The 14,306-nt window shown below is 68.6% G+C and carries 11 protein-coding genes; 7 read left to right on the top strand and 4 right to left on the bottom strand.

The genetic code is table 11. From position 1 onward, the window contains the following. Positions 1 to 33: 33 nt before the first annotated feature. From FHP25_RS19885 to FHP25_RS19850, 7 genes are all read left to right on the top strand, one after another. On the top strand, positions 34 to 822 hold the full coding sequence (locus FHP25_RS19885) for an enoyl-CoA hydratase/isomerase family protein (protein ID WP_147848708.1): 789 nt from the start codon (positions 34 to 36) through the stop codon (positions 820 to 822). A 183-nt stretch (positions 823 to 1,005) separates the two neighbouring features. Next, positions 1,006 to 1,941 carry a hypothetical protein gene (locus FHP25_RS19875; protein ID WP_178133648.1) on the top strand — a complete coding sequence of 312 codons (936 nt, stop codon included), beginning with the start codon at positions 1,006 to 1,008 and terminating at the stop codon, positions 1,939 to 1,941. A gap of 95 nt (positions 1,942 to 2,036) precedes the next feature. Next, on the top strand, positions 2,037 to 3,974 hold the full coding sequence (locus tag FHP25_RS19870; RefSeq protein WP_147848705.1) for a protein kinase domain-containing protein: 1,938 nt from the start codon (positions 2,037 to 2,039) through the stop codon (positions 3,972 to 3,974). 125 nt (positions 3,975 to 4,099) lie between these two features. After that, positions 4,100 to 5,062 (top strand): hypothetical protein, encoded by a 963-nt coding sequence (locus FHP25_RS19865; RefSeq protein ID WP_178133647.1) that lies wholly within the window; start codon positions 4,100 to 4,102, stop codon positions 5,060 to 5,062. A gap of 7 nt (positions 5,063 to 5,069) precedes the next feature. Then, on the top strand, positions 5,070 to 6,068 hold the full coding sequence (locus FHP25_RS19860) for an adenylate/guanylate cyclase domain-containing protein (RefSeq protein ID WP_147848703.1): 999 nt from the start codon (positions 5,070 to 5,072) through the stop codon (positions 6,066 to 6,068). Positions 6,069 to 6,150: 82 nt separating this feature from the next. Beyond that, entirely contained in the window at positions 6,151 to 6,417 is a 267-nt protein-coding gene (locus FHP25_RS19855) for a hypothetical protein (RefSeq protein ID WP_178133646.1), read from the top strand. A 163-nt stretch (positions 6,418 to 6,580) separates the two neighbouring features. Further along, a complete protein-coding gene (locus FHP25_RS19850) occupies positions 6,581 to 8,044 on the top strand; it encodes a M81 family metallopeptidase (protein ID WP_147848701.1) in 1,464 nt (487 codons plus the stop codon). Positions 8,045 to 8,072: 28 nt separating this feature from the next. Here FHP25_RS19850 and FHP25_RS19845 read toward each other — a convergent pair whose 3' ends face one another. The 4 genes from FHP25_RS19845 to FHP25_RS19830 form a co-directional block, all read right to left on the bottom strand. Then, positions 8,073 to 8,654 carry a transposase gene (locus FHP25_RS19845; RefSeq protein WP_147848700.1) on the bottom strand — a complete coding sequence of 194 codons (582 nt, stop codon included), beginning with the start codon at positions 8,652 to 8,654 and terminating at the stop codon, positions 8,073 to 8,075. A 48-nt stretch (positions 8,655 to 8,702) separates the two neighbouring features. After that, positions 8,703 to 10,160, bottom strand: coding sequence for an N-acyl-D-amino-acid deacylase family protein (locus FHP25_RS19840; RefSeq protein WP_218578468.1), 1,458 nt, complete (start codon positions 10,158 to 10,160; stop codon positions 8,703 to 8,705). 151 nt (positions 10,161 to 10,311) lie between these two features. Beyond that, entirely contained in the window at positions 10,312 to 12,066 is a 1,755-nt protein-coding gene (locus tag FHP25_RS19835) for a B12-binding domain-containing radical SAM protein (protein ID WP_147848790.1), read from the bottom strand. 243 nt (positions 12,067 to 12,309) lie between these two features. Further along, positions 12,310 to 13,812: a M81 family metallopeptidase gene (locus tag FHP25_RS19830; protein ID WP_147848698.1), complete on the bottom strand. Its 1,503-nt coding sequence runs from the start codon at positions 13,810 to 13,812 to the stop codon at positions 12,310 to 12,312. Positions 13,813 to 14,306 lie beyond the last annotated feature (494 nt).

Below are 14,306 nucleotides of genomic sequence, written 5' to 3'. Positions count from 1 at the left end.
CCCCGGCGCCGGCGCGGGGGCTAAAATGCCGCCATGAGCGAGCATATCCTGCTGACCATCGACGGCCCGCGGGCCACCATCACCCTCAACAACCCGGCGGTTCACAACCGGTTGGCGCCGGCCGATATCAAGGCCTTCATCGGCCATCTCGATACGATCGACGCGGCGACGGATCTCCGCGTGCTGGTGGTCACCGGCGCCGGTGAGAAGACGTTCTGCGCCGGCTTCGACCTGGGATCGCTGCGGCCCGGCGTCGCGGCGTCGCCGGACGATGGCGGCGGCGATGGCCGGCGCTACAGCTTCGAGATCTTGTGCGACCGCCTGGAGGCCAGCCGCGTGCCCACCATCGGCGCGCTCAACGGCAGCGTCTATGGCGGCGGCACCGACCTGGCGCTGGCCTGTGACTTCCGTGTCGGCATCCGCGGCATGCGCGCCTTCCTGCCGGCCGGCCGGCTGGGCCTGCACTACTATCCCAGCGGCCTGCGGCGCTTCACCGAACGGCTCGGCCCCGGCGTCGCCAAGCGCTTCCTGCTGCTGGCCGAGGAGTTCGACGGCAACGAGCTGCACCGCATCGGCTATCTTGACTGGCTGGTCGAGCGCGCCGCGTTAGCGGCCAAGGTCGACGGGCTGGCCGCCACCGCCAGCGGCCTGGCGCCGCTGTCGCTGGCCGGCATGAAGGCATCGATCAACGATATCGCCTGCAGCGTCTTCGACGAGGACATCATCCGCCAGCGCATCCGCACCTGCGCCATGTCCGAGGATCTGGTCGAAGGCATCGCTGCCGTGAACGACAAGCGCAAGCCGGTCTTCCGCGGGCGCTGACCGCCGATGGTCGCGCCGGGACGCCCTCGTCATTCTGAGCGCAGCGAGGGATCTCCCGCGAATGGCGCGCGGTGCGTCCTGCCGCAGGAGATCCCTCGTTGCGCTCGGGATGACGCCAGGCCATGCGTGCTGGCCCAGTCTTCCGGGGCAGGTCCCGGCGGCGTCCGCCCTCGGCGACGGGATGTGCTGCTGGGCGGCATCGCGTTGGCCGTGGCCGGCGCGCCGCTGCCGGCAGCGGCGCGGCAATTGTCGTTCGAGCGCCGCCGCCGCGGCGCGCAGACGCAATACCGGGTGCGCTGGCTCGACCACGACCAGCGCGAGCGCGACATCAGCTTTGCCCTGGCGGCGGCCGAGATCGATCAGGCCGCGCGCCTGTTCCGCGAGTTCTCGCTCGAGGCCATGCGGGACTATCTCGAAGCCGCCATGCGCCAGGCCGCCGCCGGCTGGACCGAGGTGACGCTGCAGATCGAGCGTCGCCCGATGGCGGTCGACACGATGGGTATCTCCTATCGCCTGCTCGGGCCGCCGCCTCTGCTGGGCGAGGCCGGCCGCCAGATCAAGGACACGATCGAGCAGGGACGGGCGCGCTACACCAGCGCCTATCTGCGCCGCGTCGATGGCAGCACCATCTCGGTCGACTACGTGGCGGCCACGCGCCGCTATGTCCGGGCGCTGTGGCCGCTGGCGCAGGCGCTGCTGGCGATCGCCGGCAATGCCGACGAGCGCACCCGGCTGGCGCTGGCCCTGTCGTTCTTCCAGGCCATCCCCTACGACGAGCTCACCGATCGCGTGCGCAACGGTGGCTATGATTTCGCCCCGCCGCCGACCCTGGTCGACCTCAACCGGGGCGACTGCGACAGCAAGGCGGTGGCGCTGGCTTGTGTGCTGCGGGCGGTGATGCCGGGCCGCCTCAGCGCCATGGCGACCATGCCCGGGCATGCGATCCTGGCGGTCGACGTGCCCTGGCGCGAGGGCGATGCCTGGGTGCGGCGCGATGGTCGCGTGTTCATCGCCGTCGAAGCGGCCGGCCCGGCCATGGCGCCGGTGGGCCAAGTGGCGCCGCAGACGGCGAGGTTCCTCGACCGACAGCAGTTTTCGGTGTGGCCGCTGCGGGCGTGACTCGGTTCCTAAAACGTTACTTGTGAGGTGGTACTCATTTTGCCATAATCCGGCTGCAGCGTGCGGCTGCCGTTGGACGGCAGGGGAGCCGCCTCTTGGACCAGACGCGGACCGGATCGGTGCATTCAGGCGATGCCGTCGGCGACAACCTCGTCTCGCTGCCGGCCGGCTATCCGCTGGCGCGCTACCAGCTGATCGAGACCCTGGGACAGGGGACGTTCGGCATCACCTACCGCGCGCATGACCGCCAGCTCGACCGCGCCGTGGCGATCAAGGAATACCTGCCGGTGGCGCTGGCCGTGCGCCATGGCGGCACCCAGGTGCTGCCGCGCTCGACCCGGCTGGCCGACGACTTCCGCTGGGGCCGAGAGCGCTTCCTGGCCGAGGCCCAGACCCTGGCCCGGTTCGAGAACGCGCCCGCCATCGTGCGCGTCTACGATTTCCTCGAGGCCAACGGCACCGCCTACATGGTGATGGAGCTGTTGCGCGGCGAGACGCTGGAGGCGCGCCTCAAGCGTGAGGGCCGCCTGCCGCCGCAGATAATCGAGCGCCTCCTGCCGCCGCTGCTCGATGGCCTGCAGAGCGTGCACGAGACCGGCATCCTGCATCGCGACATCAAGCCGTCGAACATCACGCTCGATGACGAAGGTCGCCCGACCCTGCTCGACTTCGGCGCCGCGCGGGCTGCGGTCGCCGGCCGCACGCAGGCGATGACGGCGGTCTACACGCCGGGCTACGCCGCGGTCGAGCAGTTCACGTCGGCAGCCCAGGGGCCCTACACCGACATCTATGCCTTGGCCACCACGCTCTACCAGTGCGTCACCGGCGGCATGCCGCCCAACGCGCTGGAGCGGGTGATGGGCGATCGCCTGGAGCCGGCGTCGCGCGTTGCCGCCGGCCTCTATCCATCGGGGCTGCTGGCCGGCATCGATGCCGGCCTCGCGGTGCGGGCACAGGATCGCCCGGCCACCATCGCGGCGTGGCGGGCCGTGTTCGACGGCCGGCGGCCGACCGCGTTCGCGCCGATCTGCGCCGATGCGCCGCCGGAGCGGGCGGCGCATGATGACGAGACTCATGTCCCGCGCGCGGCGTCGGCCAGGCCGGCCAAGCCGCCCAGGCCGGCCCGGCCGGCGGGGAGCAGCCGGAAATGGATCGTGGCCGCGGTCGTAGGATTGCTGGTCGTTGCCGGCGTGGCCGGTGGCACCCTCTACGTGCGCGATGTGCGGGAGCGGGAAGCGGCGCGCGAAGCCGAGCGCCTGGCGGCCGAGGCGCGGCAGCGCGAGCTGCAGGCGCAGCGCCAGGCCGAGGCGGAACGCCAGCGCATCGAGCAGGCGCGCCAGCAAGCCGAGGCGGAAGCCCGGCGCCGCGCCGCGGAGGAGGCGGCGGCAAAGCACCAGGCCCAGGTCGAGCAGGAAGCCGAGTCGGCACGGCGGAAGGCCGAGGACGAAGCCCGCGCCCAGCAGGAGGAGGAAGCCCGCCGTCAGGCGGCCGAAGCGGCTCGTCGCCAGGCCGACGCCGATGCCCGGCGACAGCAGGAGGAGGCGGCGCGCCGCCAGGCGGCTGAGGACGCGCGGCACAAGGCCGATGCTGATGCCCGGCGGCGGCAGGAGGATGAAGCCCGCCGCAAGGCCGAAGCCGACGCGAGACGGCGGCAGGAGGAGGCCGCCCGCCGTCCTCCCGAGCCGATCCCGCCCACGCCGCCTCCCCCGGTGCCGCGCCCGGCCGGGGTCGATGGCACGTGGAGCGGCACGGTGGAATGCTTTCCCGGTGGTCCGAAAGGACCGGTGACGATGCGGGTGGCGGCAGGGCAGGGCAGCGCGACCGTGCAGGGCATGACGATCGCGTTGCGGGTCAGCGACAGCTCGGCGGTGTCCGATCTGGCCTGGATCGGCCAGGAGGGTCGCGAGTGGATGGCCTCGCTGCGCGGCCGTCCTGCAGGTGATGCGATCGCCATCACCGGCTCGGCGCGCACCATCGGCGGCCGGCCCGATGCCTTCCGGCCCCAGTGCACCCTCAATCTGCGGCACCAATAGGTTCCTGTCTCTGCTGGCCGCGCGCAGCGCCACTCGGGATGACAACAGGACCATACGCGATCGCCTTGTGAGCGCGCGCGGGGTGGCATCGCCGCCGCCGGGCTTGTATGAGATGGACACGGCTGATGGGGACGGGTTTGCGTGGGGGTCGGATCGGGCGTGTCGCGGCGGCAGCCGCGCTTGGTGCCATGCTGGCGTGCGGCGCGTCGCCGGCCAGCGCGCAGCAGAGCGCCTTCAGCTGGCGGCCGGCCGGCAGCGACGTCCAGTTCTCCTACGCGTTCAAGGATGCCGGCGGGGCGGCCCGCAGCCTGTCGTTCCCGCTGCCGTCGGCCGCAATCGACGCGGCGATGGCGTTGTTTCGCGACTATTCGATGCCGAACCTCTACGGCCACATCCAGGCAGCGCTGGAGCGGGAGGCCAGGCGCGCCGGCGTGACCGTGCAGACCATCCCCCGCGGCGGCGGCGTCTCCTTCGTGGTCCTGGCCGACAGCACCGCCCGGCGCGAAGCCTTCGAGGCGCGCCTGGACGGCATCATCGAGGCCGCCCGGCAGGAATGGCTGCGCAAGCACGCGCGCCGCGCCGTGGGCGACGCCATCCACATGGACTATCCCGAGGCGGCGCTGCGCTATGTGGCCGCTCTGCGGCCGGTGGCAGGCGCGTTGTCGGCGCAGACGGGCGGGCTCGACGAGCGCGCCCGCCTGGCCCGGGCGCTGAGCTTCGTGCAGGCGATCCCCTACGACGATCTGATCAGCCCGCTGACCACGGGCGGCATCGAGTTCGCGCCACCGCCGGCCATGTTCAAGCTCAACCGCGGCGATTGCGACAGCAAGACCGTGGCGCTGGCGGCGATCCTGCGCACCTTGACGCCGGCGCGGCGCCTGCTGTTCGTCGTCCTGCCGCAGCACGTGGCGCTGGCCGTCGACCTGCCGCCGCAGGAGGGCGACGTCACGATCGCCCATGGCGGCCATCCATGGGTGATGCTCGAGCCGACCGGTCCGGCGGTCGTGCCGCCGGGGCAGATCGCGCCCAGCACGGCGTGGTATATCGAGCGGCCGGGTGAGATCACCTTTTTCGAGATGAAGGAGTAGGAGCACGATGGACCGGCGACTGGCGGCCATCCTGCATGCCGATGTGGTCGGCTACAGCCGGCTCATGGAAGGGGCGGAGACCCAGACCTTCCGCGAGCTGAAGACGTTGTTCGACCACGTCTGGCTGCCGGCGCTGGGGCGCCATACTGGGCGCCTGGTCAACACGGCCGGCGATGCCATGCTGGTCGAGTTCACCAGCGCCGTCGCCGCCGTGCGCTGCGCGATGGAGCTGCAGGTGGCCATGGCTCAGCGCAACGCCGACCGGCCGCCGCAGCGGCACGTCCTGCTGCGCATCGGCCTGAACATCGGCGAGGTGATCGTCGACGGCGACAACATCTTCGGCGACGAGGTGAACGTGGCGGCCCGCATCCAGGCGCTGGCCGAGCCGGGCACCGTCGTCGTCTCGGCGCGCGTGCGCGAGGCGGTCGAGGGCAAGATCGGCTTCGGCTTCTTCGATCTCGGCGACCAGCAGGTGAAGAACATATCACGGCCGGTGCGGGTGCATCGCGTGATGGCCGTCGACCGGGGGGCCGAGGCGCCGACATCGCTGCCGCCGCAGCGCCCCGCCACGATGGAGACGCCCTCGCAGGCGGCGCCACAGCCGTCGCTCGGGGCGCCGCACGCGCCGACCGTGTCGGCGCCCCTGGCATCGATCTCCTATGCGCCGTCATCGGCGGAGCCGGTCGGCTGGCGCCTGGTCGGCGCCGACCGTGCCGGCACGCGCGTGGACATGCGCCTCGACGGCGGCCTGCTGCAGCAGCACGAGGGTGTGGTGTTCGGCCGCATGCAGCGCTACTGCCAGCTCACCATCGACAACGACAGCATCTCGCGCCGACATGCCCGCTTCAGGGCCGGCCCGGGTGGCGTGCTGACGGTCGAGGACCTGGGCTCGACCAACGGCACCGCGGTCGACGGGCAGCGCATTGCACCCTACCAGCCAATTCCCCTCCGCGACGGCGCGCGCATCAGCCTGGGCGAGATTAAGGTAGTCGTTTCAAGGGGTTAGGTGGGAGGGGGTGACAAAGGCACCTGGCCACCCTACATATTGCGTGGAAGCGCGCATGGGCGGGCTTCCGGGGATTACAACAATGACCTTTCTGCGCTCCTTGTCTCGTCTGCCCTTGTCCCTCTGGCTGCGCGGCTTCGTGGTCGCCATCGGCGTGATCGCAATGCTGGCGTTCGGCCTGGCGATTGTCGCCGCGGCGGTGGTTGCGGTGGCGATCGGCGTGCTGGTCTACAAGACGCGGGACTGGTTCAGCGGCATGGCCCGCCCGCGCCGCACTGTACCGGTGCGTGTGCCTGCCACGAGAACGCGGGTCAGCGACGCCGACTACACCATCATCGACCGCCGCTGAGCGGCCTTGCCGCCGTCCCGGGCGCGGCAGACCTGCGCCTTCGCCGGGACGGCGATTTTATGCCTGCATGACCGGTTTGCGCCGCGCGTCCGTGCGTGCGTCTTTCCCGGCAGCGTGAAGAGCGGGTAGCGTCGGGCCTCCAACAAGGGGGGCCTGCTGTCCGATGAAAAAGATCTTCACCGCCACGCTCGGCACGGAAACCAACACCTTCTCGTCCTTGCCGACCGGGCTGCAGCTCTTCCAGGACACCTGTCTTTTCCGCAAGGGCGACTACGGCGACAAGACGCCGATGTTCGGCGCGCCGCTGGCGGTGTGGCGCCGCATGGCGCAGGCGCGCGGCTGGCAGGTGGCCGAGAGCCTGTGCGCCTTCGCGCAACCGGCCGGCAAGACCGTGCGCAAGGTCTACGAGGATTTCCGCGACGAGATCATCGCCGACCTCAAGGCGGCGCTGCCGGTCGATGCCGTGCTGCTGTGCCTGCACGGTGCCATGGTGGCCGAGGGCCATGACGATGCCGAAGGCGACCTGATGGCCCATGTGCGGCGCGTGGTCGGTCCCGACGTGCCAATCGGCGTCGAGCTGGACCTGCATGCCAATGTCGGCCGGCAGAAGCTGGAGAACGCCTCCGTCATCGTCCTGTTCAAGGAATATCCGCATGTCGACGTCTCCGAGCGCGCCGTCGACGTCTTCGACCTGATCGCCGACATGCTCGACGGCAAGACCCGGCCGGTGATGGGCTGGTTCGACTGCCGCACCATCGGCGTCTTCCACACCACGCGCCAGCCCATGCGCGGCTTCGTCGACAAGTGCACGGCGCTGCAGGGCAAGGACGGCGTGCTGTCGGTGTCCGTGATCCACGGCTTCCCCTGGGCCGACGTGGCCGACATGGGCAGCAAGCTGCTGGTGATCACCGACAACGACAAGCCCAAGGCCGACCGCCTGGCGCGCGAGCTGGGCATGGAGTTCTTCGGGCTGCGGCAGCAGACCCAGCCGGCCTACAGCACGCTCGACCAGGCCATGGCGCGTGCCGCCAGCCACAACCTGCCCAAGCCGCTGGTGCTGGCCGACGTCTCGGACAATGCCGGCGGCGGAGCTGCCAGCGACTCCACCTTCATCCTGCAGGCGATGCTGGCGCGCGGCATCAAGGATGCGGCCATCGCCATGTTCTGGGATCCGATGGCCGTGCGCCTGGGCTTCGAGATCGGCGAAGGCGCCGAGATCGACCTGCGTCTGGGCGGCAAGCTGGGGCCGATGTCGGGGCCGGCGCTGGACGTGCGCGCCAGGGTGATTGGCCTGAAGCGCGATGCGCGCACGCACGGCTTCGGCGGCAGCCACGTCTATGTCGGCGACATGGCCGCGTTCGACATCAATGGCATCGCGGTCGTGTGCAACACGCTGCGGGCTCAGTGCAAGAGCATCGACGCCTTCACCAATGTCGGTGTCGACCCGGCTTCGCTGAAGGTGGTGGTGGTGAAGTCGATGCAGCACTTCCATGCTGAATACGCGCCGGTGGCATCGGAGATCCTCTACGTCGCCGTGCCCGGCGCCGTGGCGCCCGATTTCCTCAACATGCCCTACGCCAAGGCCTCGCGCGCGCAGTGGCCGTTCATGGCCGATCCGTTCGCGTGACGATGGGAGCGCCGGCTTCCAGCCGGCCTCATTCGCGAAGTCGATGACGAGCGCTGCTCCAACGCCAATCGCCCGGTCGCGTCGCCAACCCAGCCTTTACGGGGTTGTCTTCGATATAGTTTCGAGCCGCGGTGAAATGGCGATCATCGCGCACGTAGCGATCGAAGAATTCCCGCGCCCAGAATGGTCCCGTGCGTGCCAACAAACGGTTTGCAACTGTCGCTGTAAACGATTTCCAGGAATGGACGACTGCGGGCAGGGAATAGCCCGCCAATGTTTCAAGCATCGCGTGGACATAGTTCGGCGTGACGCACCACGCAATCAGCCTGCAGCGTTCTCCATCGAAGTGCAACAGCGCGCGCTCGGTGATGTCGGCGATCTGGGGATCCTGCAGCCAGCAAGCGCCAAAGCCGGAGTCCAGAACGGCATCGAAAGCACGCTCCACTTCTCGCGGCGTCGGTTGCTGCCGCAAATGCAGTGGCACGCTGTCGTGCAGTCGAAACACGACGGTCTGGACTATGCCGGTGCCGTCGAAGTGGGGAAGGTATCCCCGTGAATACCAGCCTTTGTCTGTCCGCGAGTTGTCTTGATCATGCGTCACGGTCGACATTCTGATCCTGATCGCCCGCCCGGGGCCGGCTGGAAGCCGGCCCTCCCACTATGCCTCCTTCTGCAGTTCCTGCAGCCGCAGCACGCGGCCGGGCCGGCGATCGGTGACCTTGCCGGCCTGCCACACCGGCGCGCCGTTGCAGATCGTCATCTCGATGCCGGCCGCGGGCGCGATCGGGTTCTCGAACGTGGCGGTGTCGGCCACCGTCGCGGGATCGAACACGCAGAGATCGGCATAGTAGCCTTCGCGCACCAGCCCGCGCTTGGAGAGGCCGAAATTCCTGGCCGAGATCGACGTCATGCGCCGCACCGCATCCTCGAGCGGGAACAGCTTCAGGTCGCGGCTGTAATGGCCCAGCACGCGCGGGAAGGTGCCCCACAGGCGCGGATGCGGGTGCTTGTCGAGCGGCAGCCCGTCGCTGCCGATCATCGCCATCGGATGCGACAGCGCCTTCTGCACGTCGTCCTCGCTCATCTGGAAGTAGATCGCGCCGGCCGGCTGCAGGCGGTCGGCGGCCTCGTAGACAGAGCAGCCCATGTCGCGCGCGACGTCGCGCAGGTCGCGGCCACTGGCCGACGGCAGCGCGTCCGACCACGTGACCAGCACCTTCTCGGCGCGGTCGATCATCTCCTTGCGCAGGATGGTCGAGCCGGCGACGTAGGGATAGACGTCGAACGCGATCGGCCAGTCCTTGGCGGCGGCCTCGAGCTTGGGCAGCGTCTCGCGCATGCGGCCGAAGTTCTGGCGGCTCGAGCACTTGTGGTGCGACACCACGATCGCGGCGCCGGCGCGGCGGCCGATCTCGAAGGTCTCGTCCATCGCCTTGAGGATCTCGTTGCCCTCGTCGCGCATATGGGCGGTGTAGACGGCTTTGTGTGTCCCCAGCGGCCTGGCGATCTCGGCCACCTCGTCGGTGGTGGCATGCATGGCCGGTGGATAGAAGAGGCCGCTCGACATGCCGACGGCGCCGTCGGCCAGCGCCCCGTCGAGCATGCCGCGCATGGTCGCCACCTCGTCGGGCCGCGCGGCGCGCTCCAGGTCGTTGCCCATCACGCTCAGCCGCAGGGTCGAATGGCCGACCAGGAAGGCGCCGTTGATCGCCGGCTTCGCCGCCTCGACCTTGCCCGCGAACTCCGCGAAGGTGCGCGACAGGAAGGCGTCCTGCTTCACGATCAGGGACAGGAAATGCGGCGTGTTCTGCAGCCGCACATAGGGCGCGGCGCTGGCGCCGCAATTGCCGCACACCACCGTGGTGACGCCCTGGCTCGCCTTCATGGCCATGGTCGGGTTCTCGATCAGGGCCGTGTCGTCATGCGTGTGCACGTCGATGAAGCCCGGCGCCACCGCCTTGCCGGCGACGTCGATGTCGTTGTCGCCGCGCAGGCTGCCGGCCGCGCCGATGGCGGCGATGCGGTCGTCCTTGATCGCCACGTCGGCGACGCGACGGGGGGCGCCGCTGCCGTCCAGCAGCGTGCCGTTGCGGAGAAGCAGGTCATAAGCGGGCATGGCCGAAGTCCTGGCTGACGTGACGAGGTGCACGAGATCACATACCGCGGGCAGGATGCAAGGCGGGAGCATCAGTCGCCCAGGGTGCTCCACGCCGCGGCGCGGCGGCCGGATATCGCGGCGTGCGTGTTTCCGACGGCGACGATGGTGACTACGTCGTCGCCTGCAGCCGTGTCAGCCTGGCGCGCTGGTCGTCGTCGCGCTGCTTCTTGGCGACGGCGGCCTTGCCGCCGGATGTCACGCTGAACATCTCGAGCGTCTCCAGCTCATCGGCGCTGGGCGGCGCGATGGCGAGGTCCGTGTAGGCTCCCTTCGCCGGATTGCGCTCGACGCTGCGATAGATGCGGTAGCCGTCGTAGAACATCCCGGCGTAGCGCAACCCCTTGCGCACCGTCTCGGCCCAGTATTTCGGATAGAACACGAAGGGACTTTCGATCGGCAGGCCAGGACGGCGATCGACTCGGTGCTTGCGCCGCAGCACACCACCCTCCAGCGGATGCACCCGCTCGATGCAGAGCATCATGTAGAACCACAGCATCAGCCGCATCTTGGCGCGTGGCCGCCCCGCGGGCAGCGCCGCGGCGCGGCTGATCACGGTCTTGAAATGCTCCGGGCTGTAGTAGGTGTGCCAGGCCTCTTCGTAGACCTGCTCCCACTCGACATCCGACATCTGCGCGTGATGGGTGACGCGGTGGTTCAGGTCGTACTTGTTGAGATCGGGGTCCATCCAGGTCCCGCTGCTGAGCAGGTTGCGATGGTCCTCCGAGCCCGGCAGCGGCGTCAGGACGAAGAACTCCAGCAGATCGACGGGCAGCTCGCGCTTGATGATCTCGATGTCGCGCAGGATCGACTCGCGCGTGTCGTTGGGGAAGCCCAGGATGTAGCCGGCATAGGTCGTCACGCCGTGGCGCCGCCACATCTGCAGCATGTAGCGATACTCGGTGATCTTGTTCTGGCGCTTCTTCGCCGCCATCAGGTTGTCGGGATTGATGTTCTCCAGCCCGATGAAGCAGCGGTTGACGCCGGCGCGGCTGGCCTTCTCGATGAAGCCCGGAATCTTGTGGCAGAGTGTGTCAACCTGGATCACCAGCTTGAACTTCAAGCCCTCGGTTTCGCGCAGCCAGATGAGGCGGTCGAACAGCGCTTCCCAGTCCTTGTTGCGCGCGAAATTGTCGTCCGTGATGAAGAACTTGCGCACGCCTTGCTTGGCGTTGTCGCGGATGATCAGCTCCAGATCGTCGGCCGTGCGGAAGCGGCTCTTGCGACCCTGCACGTTGATGATGGTGCAGAACGAGCACTGGAACGGACAGCCGCGCCCCAGGTCGAAGCTCGAGCGGTGACCCTCGGTGCGCCGCACGGCGTCGCGCCACAGCATCGGCACCGGCTGCCTCTCGAGCGCCGGCAGATCCTTCATGCGACTATAGAGCGGCTTCAGTGTGCCGGCGTAGGCATCGCGCAGCACTTCCTCGAGGCCGCCGTCCTCCGATTCACCGGCGAAGATCGAGATGCCCATCGCCTGGGCCTGCCGGATCTCCGGCGGCAGCTCGGGTAGCATCGCGAGGCAGCCGGACACATGGAAGCCACCGATGGCGACCTGCACGCCTTCCGCGAGGAACTGCCGGGCAAGATCGACCCCGCGTGGGAACTGGTTCGACTGCACGCCGATGAGGCCAATCAGCGCGCGGCCGCCTGCCCGCCTGATGGCGGCGACAATCTTGTGCGGCCGGATCCGGATGTTGGTCTCATCGAACGCCGAGAGCCGCATCACGACGTTGGGGCCCAGCACCCGGCGCTTCTGGCAGTCGAGCGCCAAGCCATGGATCGCCGCCAGCGTGTTGGCGGGGATGGCCGAGCGCAGCCACTGAATGGGATAGCCGTCGTCGTCGTAGTGCGTCGGCTTGATCATGACGAAGTGGAAGAGCTCGGGACCGCCGGCCACGGCGGTTCCGCCCGCGGCACCGCGGGCAGTGCTTCCGGACGACATGCGCATCGCGGCGGCCCTCAGCCGCGCCGCGATCGTGTCGGATGGTACCCCCTGTCAGTTCGCTTCGGCGATTTTGCCGTCTTCATTGTCGCCCCCCAACCGAAACCAGATATGCAGATTACAATACAAACAAGGGATCCCAAACAGCCAAAGACGGGGTGTTGACTATGCCTCGTTGCGGCCGAGCTGCAGGTCGGGCTCGAACGGGTAGAGCGGCTGGCGACGGTTCTTGTAGTCGAACAGCTTGAGGTCCGAGCTGGTGACGCCGTCACCGTCGCACATCACGATATGCTTGGCGATGGGCTCGAAGCCGGCCCGGAAATGCTGCCGCGACTTGATCAGCACGTACTTCTTGCGCCGCGGGTCGATGCCGCAGTGGGTGAAGACGCCGAGGTCGAACGGCTCGCTGCGCTTCTCCGACACCACGATTAGCATCTTGCCGGTGTCGAGCACGGCAGTGCGGCCCATGCGCACCCTGGTGCCGGTCGCCATCGGGCCGGTGACGACGAACTCGCCGTCGGTGATGCACTTCACCGTGCCCGTCACCCGCAGCGGCCTGCCCTTGAGGTTGAGCTGCGGCATGTCGACCTTGCCGCCCAGCTCGAGCGTGACCGTGGCGCCGATTCCTGAAGCGATCATCTGCGCCACGCAGCCCGGGTCCCAGATCGGTCCGGCCGCGACGTCCTCCAGGCCCTGCCTCATCGCCTCCTCGACGACGCTCATCACGTCCTGCGTGCCGCCCGAGGCGGTATTGTCGCCGTGGTCGGCCAGGATGATCGGGCCGCCGTCCAGCGTCTTGGCGCGCGCGACCTGTGCCGACAGCGCCTCGCCGGTATAGAGGAAGGCCTCGCGCCGCTCCCAGGCCATGTCCAGCAGCCGGTTGAGCAGGATCTCGCCCTCGGCGGTGCGCTGGTCGCAGACGATCACCGCCGAGCACGAGAGGTGCGGGATGTCGGCCTGCGGGAAGCCGCCGAACACCGAGGCGTTCAGCACCTGGCCGGAGTCTTCGGCCGCATTGGCGCGGTCCATGATGTCCTTCATGGGCTGGCGCGAGGGCGTATGCGAGAGCGTGCTGGTCAGCATCGGGCGGAAGCCCCACACCATCCTCGGCGCGACCTCGCCGTCGAGCGCCCGGATCAGGGTGCGGCCGGCGCGCTCGGCGGTGTGGCCCATGTCGATATGCGGGTAGGTGCGGTAGCCAGTGACGACCGTGGCGTTGTCGATCATCGCCGCCGTCATCTGGGCGTGGAAGTCGAGCCCGACCGCGATCGGCAGGTCGGGGGCGATCGCCCGCACGCGGCGCAGAAGCTCGCCTTCGCCGTCGTCGACATGCTCGGCCACCATGGCGCCATGCAGCGCCAGAAAGGCGGCATCGCAGCCCTTGCGGATCTCGCCGACGATGGCGTCGCACATCTCCTCATAGGCCGCCTTCTGGACCGGGCCCGAGGGATGGGCGCTGGCCGCCATCGGCAAGGTGAACTCGGCGCCGGCCGCCTGGGCGACGCCGATGAAGCCGCCGACCTGGGTGTTGGTGCCGATCAGCTCGGCGATCGCCGCCGGCCCGCTCATGGCGCCCATGCGGCCGAACGACTCGATCGCGGTCGGCACCGGGGAAAAAGTGTTCGTCTCGTGCATCATCATCGCGACGACGATCTTGCGGCGGGCCATGCTATCCTCCCTGGCCGCGTCCGGCTGTCCGGACGCAAGTGATTGATCCGGCACGATGTTGCCGGTTTCGCCCCGCGGCGTCCAAGAGCCCGATCGATGCATTCTCCGCATGACCCGCATGCGGGTTTCTGCTGCGTTGCAAAAATGCAACACCAGGACGTCTGTGAACCACCATTTAGCTTGTTGAAAACGAAAGGGAAAAAGAAGCTTGATTCCTGTTCGCAGGTGCACCATATTCGGTTCGTGACAAACGCCGCTGTGCGGCCTCTGTGTTTGTCATATGCCCGTCTTGGGCGTTTCCTCCCTAAAACTCGGGCGGTGTCTTCGGACACCGCTCTTTTTCTTTGTGGGTTCTCCTCTCCTGCAAGCGGGCTAACTTGCGCACAGATGTTGCGCTGCGAGAGAGTAGCCATCGACGATGGCGTAGAAGCGTTCGAGGCCGTCGCGGATGGTGATGGGTCCGCAGCCCTTGTCACTGTCGTAGCCGGTCCAGC

It is taken from the genome of Vineibacter terrae (assembly GCF_008039615.1).
GTDB classification, from domain to species: domain Bacteria; phylum Pseudomonadota; class Alphaproteobacteria; order Reyranellales; family Reyranellaceae; genus Vineibacter; species Vineibacter terrae.
Note: the sequence above shows the minus strand (reverse complement) of the source record. Positions and strands in the feature narration are given on the sequence as shown.